Source organism: Mucilaginibacter oryzae, assembly GCF_003148845.1.
GTDB lineage: Bacteria > Bacteroidota > Bacteroidia > Sphingobacteriales > Sphingobacteriaceae > Mucilaginibacter > Mucilaginibacter oryzae.
Genome location: NZ_QGHA01000011.1, coordinates 120,447 through 134,689, shown reverse-complemented (window position 1 = coordinate 134,689; position 14,243 = coordinate 120,447). Strand labels below are relative to the sequence as shown.

The window sequence follows — 14,243 nt, the reverse complement described above, 5'->3', positions numbered from 1 at the left end:
TATCTTGCCTTTTACCTCAAAATCTTCATTAGCTCGTTTATTCCGCGCAATGCCAATCAAGTGATAGGCGAACTCCTCGAATATTTTGCTGTCCCGGTTTTCATTGGCTTTCGCAAGATTACTGCGTGTTACGCTTTTTCCAAGCCCTAAATGATAGGACTTTTTACTATGGGCTTCCAGTGTAATGATCAAATCGCGTAAGCTATCCCGATTAGTAAGTTGGCCGAACAACATACATAACAACTGATTCCAACAGGAAAAATGTTTTACGTATTTATCGCCATCATATTTCTTTACGATCCCGTCAAATACACGTTGGGGAAGAAATGCGGATAATTGGGAGAATACATATTTGCCTTGGTTCATATCAGCCGGGTTAACCCACTAACGTAATCAATTCAAATCGTCACGCAACAAATTTGCCCTTAACTAATAGATTATCAATATTTTCAAAGAACAATCTTTGTTTTTTAATGGACACTAATGTCAATGGGAATATACCGAAGAGTAATACGCCATCCGCATTTGTCGGCTGAATATAGCTTATACAAAAGCAATGATATACAAAAGGCCCGCTCCCAAGTCAAAGAGCAGGCCTTTTCATATATTAATCCGGATTAGTTGGTACGCTTGATAACCTCATCTATAACCCTATCTCCAGAACCTCCTACGTATTTGTAGTGTAACGTAAAGGTTTTGGTTGCAGGATCATAAGTGCTTGCACCTTTGGAAGGATTGTTTTGAATAGTCAAATTCGCTGAAGACGGATCTGCTGTAATGGTAACCGAATTATCAGCATTAACCTGCAACCTCATGTAGAATTTACTTCCACCTAAATCAGCTGCATCGGTTTTGCTGGTAGTAGGATTTACTGTTTTAAGGGTCTTTTTCAGGCTTGACCATGATCTTCCGGCGGTTGGTGGCGGGAATGCTATCGAGCCATCAGCTAAATAACTACCGTCATATTGGTTCTTAATTGTTAATAAAATAACAACTGAACCGTAATTTCCGCTAATTTCGGTACCAGAAGCGTCAGTAATTTTAATTGGTAACGCATACGATTTGTCGCCGCTCAATCCTGTATTAGTATTAACAAAACTGATTGGCAAATAGGCAACCTGTGTACCAGAAGCGATATTCACTTTTAAATTCGGGATAGAATAGTTCGCGGCAGGCAAAAGTTGATAATCAGTTCCTTCAATGTTATTATAGCTATCCAACACTTTCTGATCAACAGCCAGAGTTACATTAACACCAGGGCTTGTTTTGCTGTAAGCATAGTTTACCGGAATTTGGTATGGAATAGCTGTTGAGGATGCAACAAAGGCAAAACTGAATGTGTTGGGGGCTCCATCGCCTGAATTATCGGGAGAAGGAACGCCTGTATCTGTAGTAATTGGAACAGAAATTTCTACAACTGGCTTAAGCTTTGAAAAATCCAGCTGTGGGTTTTTATCTTTCAAGCAAGATGAAAGGCCCATCACAATAGCAAGTGCCGGGATAAACCTTTTATTTATATGTTTGATTTTCATTTCTTTAATTTTAATGGTTATCTTTTATAAACCGGCAATTATCTTGCACCTTTATCCCAGAAAATCCTTGAGGTTTGAGGGTTAATAGTACCTTCTTTGGCTACGTTGGCAGCGTTGAAGTTATACTCATTTTGAGGGTACATTAAACGCAACGGAATTGTACGTGAACCGCGGCTTGGTGAAAGCGACAATGGCAATACAGGTTGGTTTCCTCCTTTTAATATTGCGTCAGCGCCGTCAAGTCTCCTGTAATCAACCCATGCCTCGAAATTATTTATACCTGCTAATGCTATGTATTTTTGAAAGGCAATTTGTGATATCTTGCTGGTAGCACCTGCAAAATCAGCTTTCGGGTCATTTGCAAGGTAATCATTAGCTTCGCTATCCGGAGCGCCTAACCATTTGAAAGAAGCTTTAACAGCATTATTATAAGCTACTTGTGCGCTACCAGTTAACCAACCTCTTTGAATAGCTTCAGCCTCCAGAAATAAACTTTCTACAGATGTAAAGAACCACTGTGGTTGAGAAGGACTTAAAGCTAAGCCAGGGCCAGATACATCAGATGAGTTTACTGCTTTAGGCGCAGTGCCCGGCAAAATTTCGCCGTAGTTATAACCATAATAAACCAAACCGTTTAATGGAGTTGCTGCTTGGGCATATACATATTGAAAACGGGTATCATAGCTTGATGATCCGGACCAATCGTATACATCTTCTAACAAGTAATTGTTAGCCCTGTAATATTGATTAGCCGCACTACCGGTATAAAGGTTTTTAAACGCGTTCCAAAAAGGGTTTTGCCTTCCATCTTCCTGTACGTAAGGAGGATTTACGTAAGCAGATTCATCGGCAGAAGAACCATTTTTATCTACGCCGCCATCGCCTAAGAAACCGGCACCATCAGCAGTAATTTTAGCAACTTCTGTTGATGCATTTGTTAAAACTTCCGATTCGTGGATCAACAACCTTAAACGTTGGCTGTTTGCCAGTTTTCTCCACATCGTAGCGTCACCGTGAAAAGTGATATCAGCCTGAGTTAAACCTGGGTTTGCATCAATGTTGGCCGCTTTGATCAATTTGGCCGCATCATCTAACTGCAATAAAAGATCTTTGTAAATATCAGGACCTTTATCATAGGCAGGGGTAATGTTACCAACAATATCAAACGCTTTTGAGTAAGGTACGTTATTGTACTGATCTACCAGGTACATAAAGCCGATCGATTTAATGATTTTAGCTATACCAACATAAAATGTTTGATTGGCAGCAGTAGCTTTTTTTTCCATAGTGTTGGCATCAGCCAATATATCAAACCAATTCCACTCATCAGCCTCAAAAGTAGTAGTGATGTTGTATGATTCCTCTTCGGTACTTGGTCCATATGAACCAGAACGGGCCCAATAACCCATCCAATCAGCTTCTGGGTTATATGAAGTTGATACTTTGGCCGCGGTACGGTGCAACAATTGCGGAAGCAAAGCTGCAGGTGTAATAGCCGCGTCGGTAGGAGAGTTAGGGTTGGTATTTATATCAAAAAAACTCTTTTTGCAACCCGACGACACAATGAGCGCCGCGGCAAAAAATACGCCTATTAGTTTTTTCATGATTATATCTTTATAATATTATCTATCAATTAATTAAAATTTAACCACTATGTTACCGCCAATGGTGCGTGTAGCAGGGTTAATTTGCGAATCGGCAACACCAGAAACGTTTGAACCGTTTACGCCAAAGTTACTGCCCGAAGTAGTAGAGAACGTAAAGTCAGGGTCGCCGTAGATGTTGGTTTTAGGTACCCATAAGAAAAGGTTCCTGGCTGTAACACCTACGGTTAAACCTTTAATTATTTTCTGTTTACCTAAAATGCTTTGCGGCAAATCGTAGCTTAATGATACCTCACGCAACCTCCACGAATCAGCCGAGGTAAGGAAATTCGAAGCTACATCGCGATAAACACCGGTATAAAAGTCAGATACGTTTGATAAAGTTACATTGGTATTTGCTATGTACTTACCTGGGTTAGCAGGGTCTGCAATTGATGAATTAGGCAGCACGTATCTTTCCCTGTGGTTTGTTGCTGTTGCGGCACCAACACCTGTCCAGGCCATAGCCTGGCCAATATCGTTGTACACATAGTGCCCACCTTTGTATTCGAATACCATTGACAGGTTTAAGTTTTTCCACCTGAATGATGGGTTTAAACCTACTGTCCATAAAGGCATAGTACGGCCAAATTGTTTAACGTTAGGGTCAGCAGTTGGGTAACCGGTGTTAGCATCAACAATTACACGGCCCTGATCATCGCGGAGGTAATCAGTAGCTTTGAATACAAACGCCGGAGCGCCAACAACAGCGTAGTTAGACGCAAAGTTGGTAAAACCACCAATAGCTAATTGATCTAATCCGGGATAAATGCTGTTTACGCGGCTATCGTTATATGTTGCGTTGGCTTTGAAGTTGATAGCAACATCTTTAATTTTAACCAACGGGTTCAAGCCTAAATCTAACTCCACACCTTTGTTAACAAATGACGCAGCGTTGATTTGGTAGCTGGTGTAGCCAGTGGCGTTAGAAACCTGGATAGGTATAATCTGGTTGGTATTATCCTGGTGGAAATAAGTGGCCTCCAGGGTAACCCTGTCTTTAAAAAAGCCCGATTCAAAACCAACCTCAAAGCTTTTCACAAACTCTGGTTTCAGATTTGGATCGTAAGTTCTGTCATTAGCTGTATAACCTGCAACCGGGCCATAAGGGAAACCATTGGCTTGCGAGAAGGTAGCAGCTAAACCATAAGCAGCGATGTTAACACTACCTGATTTGTTAGCAGCACCACGCAATTTCAAATATGAAAGCGTATTGCTGTTTTTAAGAGCCGGGATAGCTTCAGAAAGAAGTACCGAAGCACTTACGCCCGGATAAAAGAAAGTGTTGTTTGCAGAAGCAAGTAATGAAGTTTTGTCTTGACGACCTGTTACCTCAACGCTGGCCCAGCCTCTGTAACTTAAACCTGCGCTACCATAGATGGAGAACAACCTATCGCGGGTAAAATCAGACGAACCGGTAAGGTTTCCTGTTCTTTGAGAAATATCAAACAACCCAGGAATTACGAGGCTGGTTGTACCAACCTGCGTATCACGACTATCTCTTTGCCTTAAATCAGTACCAACGATTGCTGTTACTTTGAAGTCCTTAGCAAAAGTCTTGTTGAAAGATGCGAAGAACTGCGAAAACAACTGTTGATATTTATAAGCACGCTCGCTTACAGTTTCAGGAATAGAGGTAAAACCCCTGTCAATACCCATTTTATTTGGGATAACACCGTTTGATGTATGCCTTTCAGTAACAGTATTTGATGTCATGTTAGCCCTGTAAGTGAAGTTCAACCAATCGGTTGCTTTCAGGTTCAGGTCTAAGCTGGCAATTAGGTCTTCCCTTTTACCAAACTGACGCCAGTTATCTAAAGCAAAATATGGATTGAGACCGTAGTTGGTGAAATAACCGTTATAGCTGGCATAAGGGTCGCTGTTGATGTTTTTATACCTGGTAAGTGGAACGTTTGCCGGAATGTTAAACAACAGGTTCATCAAACCACCATTTAAACCAACATTGTTAGCAGCGTTATAATCACTCATCGCGTTATCATCAAACACGTTGTAGTTATATTGTTTGTAGTTAACGCCTGCAGTAACTTTTAACGGGCCGTAGTCTTGAGTAGTATTTAAATAAATACCTGTTCTGCGATTTTTATCATTAGGTACAATACCTTTTATATTAGCATCCTGAATACCTAAGTAGGTAGCACCTGTACGGATAGATATATCATTAATTACAGTAGAGCCGGTGTTAAAGAAATTTTTCTTCTCGTTAGGCAAAGCGCTATATTTAAGGGTTTGCGTAGGAGTGCCATCATCAAACGGAACACCGATCTCTTTGGTCGAACCATCAAAAGCCGGGCCCCACGACCAGTTTTCGTAAGGCACGTAACCACCGTAATCACCGCTACCAAACTCGTTTTGCATCTTTGGAAACTTAGATATGCTTGTAAATTGAGTAGAATTACTCAAAGTTACTTCAGGCTTACCGTTAGGTGATCCTTTTTTTGTAGTGATAACAATAACACCGTTTACCGCGTCCGGACCGTAGATAGCGGCACTGGACGAACCTTTTAAAATTGAGTAGGTGTCGATATCGTTGGGGTTTAGTGAAGACAAGTAGCCAATTGGAACCTGCACACCATCCAATAATAACAGCGGGCTGTTGTTACCCAATAATGAACGAATACCACGCAGGTTAATTTTAACGTCCTCAAACACACCGCTGTTGATGGTTGTAATATTTAAGCCTGATACTTTGCCCTGCAAACCGTTAATAACGTTAACCGGCTTTGCCTGGTTTACATCTTTTGATGTTAAGGATGTAGCAGCGTAACCAAGTTCGCCTTTTTGCCTTTTGATACCTAAAGACGTAACCACTACTTCGTTCAGTTGCCTGGCCGATGTAGAAAGCACAACATCGATTTTGTCTGAACCTGCAACAACAACATCTTTTGTTTCAAAACCGATAAAAGAGAAAGAGAGGATTGCTTTAGCCGGAACACTTATAGTGTATTTACCGTTGGCTCCTGTTTGGGTACCTGTAGTAGTACCCTTAATTTTAACGGTCGCGCCGGGGATCGGTTGCCCGTCGTCTTTTGCCGTAACCGTACCGGTAATTGTACGGTTCTGCGCAAAAACTTGTGTCAAAGACAACACAAGTAAGCACAAACTTACGAGTAGAAGTTTTTTCATTTCGTTATTAATAAGATCAGTTAATAGTTAATTAATTATAAAAGTAGTGTTACGTTATCAAAAAGTCAAGTAAAATCTAACAAAACCTTATTTTTTTTTGAAAAAGTTAAGTATCAGCATAAAATTTAATAATTATAGTACTATGTATTGCATAATACAATCCTAAACATATATCTTTGTATTATGATCGTAGAAAACACTCAAACCCAAATGAGGAAAGGCATACTGGAGTACTGCATTCTTTCCATCATAGCTAAGGGCGAAACATATGCATCAGACATTATTGCTGAACTTAAGAAAGCCCAACTGCTTGTAGTTGAGGGTACTCTATACCCTCTTTTAACGCGTTTAAAGAATAACGGATTGCTCACCTACAACTGGGTTGAGTCGGTTTCGGGGCCGCCCCGAAAGTACTATGTCCTGTCGGAAGAAGGCCGTTTAGTACTTCAACAACTGGATAAAACCTGGCAGGAACTGGTATTCGCTGTTCAAACAGCTATCGGCGACAGAAAATAAAAAAAACCTAACATTCAAAACAATCATGAACAAAACAATCATCATCAATATAAACGGCATGGTTTTTCACATTGAAGAAGATGCCTACGAGGTACTAAAAAATTACATGACCGACGTAAAACGTCATTTCTCCACCTCGGCAGACAGCCTGGAGATCACAACCGATATTGAAAACCGGATTGCCGAGATGTTTAACGAAATCCTGGCCTCTGAAGCGAAACAGGTTATTGTTGACGGCGACGTAAAAAAAATCATTGAACAGATGGGCTCGGTACAGGATTTTGAAACCGCCGAAAACGACGCGAAAGACCCGAGCAATCCTTTTGCATCTTATAATACCGAGCGCCGCAGGCTTTTCCGCGATCCGGACGATCACCTTGTAAGCGGTGTGTGCGCGGGGATAGCCAATTATTTTGATATCAGCACCGTGTGGGTACGCCTCGCTTTCACCATAATGGTACCTTTTGCCGCTATAGGTCTGTTTATATATATTATATTATGGATGGTAGTGCCTAAAGCCGTAACCCGCGCCGACCGCATGGCCATGAAAGGCGAAAAACAGGACCTGAAGGGCTTTAAAAAGAATTTTGAGGAAGAACTGAGCACCGTGCGCGAAAACCTTCACAACTTTAAGCACGAAGCCAAACCTCTTATATACCAGCTGCGCGATCTTTTAAGTGATATTTTTGAACACCTTGGCGCCTTTTTGAAAGGCACAGGCAGTATTTTGGGTAAAATCATAGCCGCGGGGGTTTTAATAGCCACTTTCGGGATGGCCGTAGCCCTTATTATATCCATTATCGCGCTGTTTGCTGCCGGCAATATGGGTATTTATAATATATTTCCTTTTAACATCGCCAATCACCAGGCCAACAGTATATTCATCATAGCCGGCTTTTTACTACTGGGCATCCCTCTCTTGACCATTATCTTAATAACCATCGGCTTTTTATTTAAAAAAGCATCATTCAGCCGTTCTATCGGGACCACCTTGTTATGCATCTGGCTGGCCTCGATGGGCGCTATAGCTTATTACGGTTTTAAAACAGCTGCAAATTTCCGCGAAGGCGGTAGGTTTACCCAAACCATCAAACTAAAACCAACAGCAAATAATGTTTATTGCCTGCAATTAAACGATACCAAATTTTTAAGTAATGAGGATAGTACCCGCCTCAGGATCAACGAGCGCTTTAAAGGAACCATTATTTTAGATGACGACTTCAATGGATCGGACGGACCATATCACAACGTCAATATCGACATCGAAAAAAGCGATGTACTGCAACCTATATTGGTTGAAACTTTTAGCGCCCGTGGCGTTGACGAGGAAGAAGCGCTTAACAACGCCCGCTCGGCCATGTACCGCTTTGAACAGAAGGATTCAGTATTGAACTTCGACCGCCACTTATCTACCCCGAAAGGTTTTTTATGGAGAGGCCAGGAAGTACATTTAACGCTGAAGTTACCTGTTAACGCTAAAGTGGTTATTGATGATAAACTGCACCGCAACATGAATTTAAACCTGTACCAATGCAAAGCGAACAATAATAATGAACAAGGCAGCACCGCAACATTTATAATGACGGCCAACGGCCTGGAATGCAAAATAGACCCGGTGGTAGCTGCCAGATTAAAAGCCGACAGTTTGAAAGCTGCAGCGGCCGACAGCGCGAATTTCGAAAATCAATAATAACCTACCTATGAAAAGCATTTTTAGTATATATAAGCCTGCTAATTTTTAGCGGGCTTATCATTCATTTTTGTTACCAGTTTAAAGGCGGTGAAGATGTTGTTGACAGGGGCAATGCAATCGCCGTTGTAAACAGAAACAATCAACCAGTCACTTTTCGGATTATTAAAGAATTGGCAAAAAATTTTACTCCGATATTAAAAAGTGAAAATAATCTGTAACCAAGGCCCCCCTTTTTGCATCTTATTATAAAAAGCAACACAATTACCTCATCGGGTAATCCGGTAACATAAATTTTAATATTGTTTAAAAAACTGGACCAAAGCCAGGTGGAATTGCTTTGCCCTGATTTTAAATTAATAAAACAAGGATCATCATGAAAATAATCGCCTATATCTCATAATTACTAAACATCTAAACCGGCAAACAGCCCAAAAACAGCAACTTATTTACACAACTAAAAAAAGAAGCGGATTCTTTTTAATGGCAATACTTTGCCCAAACCATTTAAAAACTAAACGAAAATGAAATATATCATACACAACATATTTTGTACACTGCTGCTTGTTACCATCAGCTGCAGTGTATCATTGGCGCAGCAGACCGGGCCTTCGGCAAAGGTATCGGGCTTGGTAGTGAACGGGCAAGGTAAGCCTGTTGATTACGCTACCGTTAGCTTATTGCGGGCCACAGACTCGACCGTAATTAAGGGGGCTTTAAGTAACGAGGTTGGCGCTTACACCTTCGAGAAAATCAAAGCCGGTAACTATTTAATTAAAGCAACCGCGGTAGGCTACAAAAAAGCGGTAAGCAAACCGTTTGCCGTTGCCCAGGGCAGCCAGCATGTAACCGTGCCAACACTAAGCATGCCTGCGGGCGCCACAGAACTGAAAGGTGTAACCATCACGGCCACCAAACCGCTCATCGAACGTAAAATTGACCGTACGGTTATGAATGTGGAAAATAGCGTATTGGCAGCAGGCAATACCGCCATGGAGATTTTAGAACGAGCGCCGGGCGTTACTGTGGATAAGGACGATAACATCAGCCTGAAAGGTAAACAGGGCGTAACCGTGATGATTAATGATAAGCTTACGTACCTAACCGCCGCGCAACTGGCTACCTTGCTCCGCTCTACCGATGGTAATACCATTAAATCTATCGAGATCATTACCAACCCTTCGGCCAAGTACGATGCTGCCGGCAACTCGGGCATCATCAACATCAAACTGAAAAAAAACACCCAATCGGGCACTAATGGCAGCATTACCGTTGGCGGGGCTAAAAGCCGTTACTGGCGCGATAACAGCAGTCTTAATATCAACCATAAACAGGGCGCGCTTAACTTATTTACGTCGTTAAGCCGCGGAGATAACAAAAGGGCCCATGATATCGGTCTGAACCGGATCATCAGCGATTCGCTTGGGAACAAAACCTATTTCAACCAAAAATCGGATATGCCGAGCAGCAATCATTATAATAACTACCGTTTAGGCGCCGATTACGACCTGACACCAAAACATACCATTGGCTTTGTGGTGAGCGGCTACTCGAACAGCGGCAGGGATTACAATAATAACACTACTATTATAGGTAAACAATTTGGCGTAGCCGATTCATCGCTGCATACCACATCAGATATCAGGCAAACCTATAAAAACTTCGCCCTTAACCTGAACGACAGGCTTAAACTGGACACTAACGGCCAGGAGCTGAGCATTGACCTGGATTATTCCAAATTCAAAAACAACTCGAACGCCATGTACAATACCGATTACTTTTTGGCAGATGGCAGTAAACAGCATGATCCGCAAATGCTGCGTAACCAAAGCCCATCAACCATCAGCATATATACCGGTAAAGCCGATTATGCAAAACCGCTTACCAAAACCATCAAACTGGAAGCCGGTGTAAAATTCAGCAGTGTAAAAACCGATAATGATTTGCAGGCCCAGATTTACGATAACGGGGCTTACCGCAATGATACCAACCGCACCAACCGCTTTATTTACGATGAAAAAATTAACGCAGGCTACCTGAACCTGAACAAGCAGTTTAAGAAATTCTCGGTGCAAATTGGTTTACGTGCCGAGCAAACCCGTTCAACAGGTAACCTCATAGGCAGTACGCCGGTAAAAAGGAGTTATCTGAACTGGTTTCCGAGCGCGTTCATTAATCAAACCATTAACGATAAAAACGAGGTTAGCTTTTCATACAGCCGCCGTATAGACCGCCCGGGTTATGATGACCTCAACCCGTTCATCTATTATCTTGATCCTTATACCTATTCGCAGGGCAACGCGTTCCTTAACCCGCAATACACGCAAAACTTTGAGTTTAACTATACCTATAATAAAACTGTTAACGTGAGCTTGGGCTACAGCCATACCACCAATGCTATTACCGAACTGATACTGACTGAAGGCAAACGCACTTTTGAAACACACCAGAACCTGCAAACCCAAACGGCCTATAATATTAATGTGAACACGCCGTTCACCATCACCAAATGGTGGGAAGGTAATGTCAACCTTACCTCGTTCTACCTCGGCTTTAAATCGGATACATTGGCGGGGCAAAAATTTAACGACGGGCAATGGGCTTTCCAGGGCCGCACCACGCAAACTTTTAAATTTGCAGGTTACCGTTTTGAAGTAATGGGCGATTATCAATCCCCTTTAACCTACGGCATCTATAAAATCAGGCCGCGTTATTCGGTTGATATGGGCATCAGCAAATCATTCATGGAAAAGAAATTCAATATCAAGGCATCTTGTGACGATATCTTCAACATCCGCCGCAATGATTTAAGCAGCCAGGTGATCAACAATAATTTCACCATCAAACAAAAAAATGATACCCGTATAATGCGCCTGACGCTCACTTACAACTTCGGCAACAGCGCCATCAAAATACGCCAGCACCGCAGCGGGGCCGACGATGAAAAAGGAAGGGTGAAGGGTAATAATTAACCCCCCAGCCCCCTGAAGGGGGAGCTTTTGAATAGCATATTCACAAAAGGTCTGTTTTCAAAATGAAAACAGACCTTTTGTTTTTAAAGCGATGTAGTTGCTCCCCCTTTAGGGGGTTGGGGGGCCCGAGAGTTACTGCCCTACCATAAACACGGCGTTGCTGAACAGCAGCTTGCCGTTTTCCCAGAAACTGCGGAACAGCGGATCGTCGACCAGGTAAATTACCGAGCCGCGGCCCATGGATTGAACGCCCAGCAATAAACCATTGTTTATTTTCTTTTTTGATTCGGAACCAACAAAGCCCGATACATAGCCATCCTTTTTAAGGGTGCCCACGTTCCAACCTTCGTCATCGCCAAACAGATCGTATATATCATCATTCAGCTTTAACGAATAATAGTAATCGGGTAGGCCGAAACCAAGCGGGTGGGTATTATCCAATTTCAACTTGAAGATAGCGCCGGGAATAGATGAACTGATAGCCGAACGTTCGCGATCGCCATATAATTTAACCGGCTTGTCCTTTTCCTTGTCTTTATCCTTATCGTCCTTTTTATCTTCCTTTCTTTTTAGGAGGATGCCTTTTTTATCAACTAATGATGACACCGCGTTTTCCATAGCGATCAGTTTACCACCGTCGCGAACCCAGTTTTGCAGTTTCTCAGACATCAGATCATCATAACGGCCATCCGGAAAAATAGCCACGTCAAAATCGCTTAGTTTGGTGCGGCCAAGGTCCTGGTATTTCACCAGCGAAACCGGGTAACCGATCTGCGCTTCAAACAAATGCCAAACCTCCCCCATCGCTTCCGAATTAACGCCTTCGCCCGCCACCAATAATACTTTGGGCTGATGGATCACCCTTACGGCGTCCGAACCGAAATCCGATCCTTTATCAACAAAGCCTGTAGATAGGGCGGTAATTTCCTGGTTAAGTGAGGCGGCGGTTTGGGTAACCACCTGGTCGAAATCAGGGTAATCATTTCCGGCGCGGGCAATAATCAGTGATCCTGCCGTAAATTGTTTTCCGCCAACTTCAAAAGCTTTTTCGGCATAACGTACCTTGATCTTCTTTTTTAACAGGGCAGCTAAAAACTTCACGTCATTAACCGATTGCCAGGCCGATACGTAAGCGTAGGCATGGGTATTAGTTAAAGGAGCAGGGTCAAGCACACCCCATTTGGCGCTGGCCGGTTTAAATGACTCTTTTACGCCGTAAGCCTTTAAGCCGTAAGCATAAGGCAAACTCCAGGCTGTAATATCATAAGTGGCCGAATCGGGAATGAAGGTTTTTGGCTCCAACAGTACATGTAACAGCACCGCCTTAGGCTGATAGGCATTAACCACCAGGTCGTTCGCGCCTATGTCAAATTGTTCGGTTTTTTGGGTGATGTAGTTAAACCCGGTTGCCGTTTTATTACTTAACCCAAACCCGTATTGGATGCCGTTACGGTCAAGCATTTTTGCCAGCGCATTTACTTTGCCGTTATTATCATTTTTAATCACATAGGTTTTGTATTCGCCGGGAGGGTTGTTACGGTTGTTATCAAAAAACTTTTTGTACTCCTCTAAAAGTTTTTGTGTATTGGCCGAAGCTACTTCCAGCGTACTTAAACTGGTTGAATGATGATGGGCCACACGCTGCACCAAAGTCAATGTATCACCGGCACGGGTAACCACCGCTAAACCGGCACTGATCCCCCCCTGCTCGTAAGTCATACCTATCGAGCCATTGTATAAAGGATAAGTATCGCCATATGATGGGTAAAGCAGATCGAACTCGTATCTGGTAAAATACATCCAGCCGTTCTGGTCAAAATATTTGGCGTTATTTTTACCAATGGTTACCTGAAACTGGCGTTGCCACTGGGTAATGTCTTTATGATAGGGTTCGGCAGCCGGGGCAAAGTAGTATGGCGCGTTGTATCCCTGCTCGTGGTAATCAACATGTACCTGCGGCAGCCACTGGTTATACAGGCCTACACGTGCCTGGGTTTCTTTTTGCTGCTGCCATGCCCAGTCGCGGTTCAAATCGAAATAGTAGTGGTTTACCCGCCCGCCCGGCCATGGTTCAACGTGCTCGCGTGCGGTTGGCGACGGATCTGGGGCGATGCCGTGTACCGAGTTATAAAAGTTCACGTAGCGGTCGCGCCCATCGGGGTTTAAACAGGGGTCTATCACTACCAGCATGTTTTTGAGCCATGCTTTGGTAGTTTTATTGGCAGGATCAACCAGATCATACAAAGTCCACATCGAAGCTTCGCTCGATGCAGGTTCGTTACCATGCACGTTGAAGCTTAACCAGGTTACTACGGGCATGCTTGTGCTGCCTGCTCCGCTTTCAATACCTGCAAGCTTCATGTTGTTATGGCGAATTTCTTCCATGCGACCGATATTTTCATCAGATGCGATGAACATAGCCAGCAGGGGCCTCCCCTCGTTGGTGGTACCAAACTGCTGCAGTTTTACATTTTTTGATACCGAGGCGATGTATTTATAATACTCTACAATGCGGTAATGCGTGGTAAACTGTTCACCCGGTTTATAACCTAAAAACTCCTGCGGAGATTGAATTTTTTGCGCGAAGCCCGTAAAAACCGTGGCGACAGCTATTAAAGCAAGAAGTAATTTTTTTATCATATAATTATATATGTAGCAATATAGCAGAAGCTAATCTAAAAATAAAATCCCGATGTATTTCCTTACCGTTAACAGATTTTATTAAAAAAAGGATGTGCAGATTTCG

At 42.8% G+C, this 14,243-nt stretch carries 8 protein-coding genes; 3 read left to right on the top strand and 5 right to left on the bottom strand.

Annotated features, from left to right (window positions below; translation table 11 throughout):
• From LX99_RS21320 to LX99_RS21305, 4 genes are all read right to left on the bottom strand, one after another.
• Positions 1-366 (bottom strand): DUF4372 domain-containing protein (locus LX99_RS21320; protein ID WP_146203189.1); only part of this gene is annotated, 366 nt, incomplete at its 3' end.
• 251 nt (positions 367-617) lie between these two features.
• Positions 618-1,532: a BT_3987 domain-containing protein gene (locus LX99_RS21315; protein ID WP_109609666.1), complete on the bottom strand. Its 915-nt coding sequence runs from the start codon at positions 1,530-1,532 to the stop codon at positions 618-620.
• 38 nt (positions 1,533-1,570) lie between these two features.
• A complete protein-coding gene (locus LX99_RS21310; RefSeq protein ID WP_109609665.1) occupies positions 1,571-3,136 on the bottom strand; it encodes a SusD/RagB family nutrient-binding outer membrane lipoprotein in 1,566 nt (521 codons plus the stop codon).
• A 33-nt stretch (positions 3,137-3,169) separates the two neighbouring features.
• Positions 3,170-6,274, bottom strand: a complete 3,105-nt coding sequence (locus LX99_RS21305; RefSeq protein WP_170122761.1) for a SusC/RagA family TonB-linked outer membrane protein — start codon at positions 6,272-6,274, stop codon at positions 3,170-3,172.
• A 228-nt stretch (positions 6,275-6,502) separates the two neighbouring features.
• Here LX99_RS21305 and LX99_RS21300 point away from each other — a divergent pair, with 228 nt between their 5' ends.
• The 3 genes from LX99_RS21300 (at position 6,503) to LX99_RS21290 (ending at position 11,497) form a co-directional block, all read left to right on the top strand.
• Positions 6,503-6,835 (top strand): PadR family transcriptional regulator, encoded by a 333-nt coding sequence (locus LX99_RS21300; RefSeq protein ID WP_109609663.1) that lies wholly within the window; start codon positions 6,503-6,505, stop codon positions 6,833-6,835.
• A gap of 25 nt (positions 6,836-6,860) precedes the next feature.
• A complete protein-coding gene (locus LX99_RS21295; RefSeq protein WP_109609662.1) occupies positions 6,861-8,525 on the top strand; it encodes a PspC domain-containing protein in 1,665 nt (554 codons plus the stop codon).
• Positions 8,526-9,049: 524 nt separating this feature from the next.
• The gene (locus tag LX99_RS21290; RefSeq protein ID WP_109609661.1) at positions 9,050-11,497 is read left to right on the top strand and encodes an outer membrane beta-barrel family protein; all 2,448 of its coding nucleotides are present in this window, start codon (positions 9,050-9,052) and stop codon (positions 11,495-11,497) included.
• Positions 11,498-11,629: 132 nt separating this feature from the next.
• Here LX99_RS21290 and LX99_RS21285 read toward each other — a convergent pair whose 3' ends face one another.
• Positions 11,630-14,137, bottom strand: coding sequence for a M14 metallopeptidase family protein (locus tag LX99_RS21285; protein ID WP_109609660.1), 2,508 nt, complete (start codon positions 14,135-14,137; stop codon positions 11,630-11,632).
• Positions 14,138-14,243: the final 106 nt, after the last annotated feature.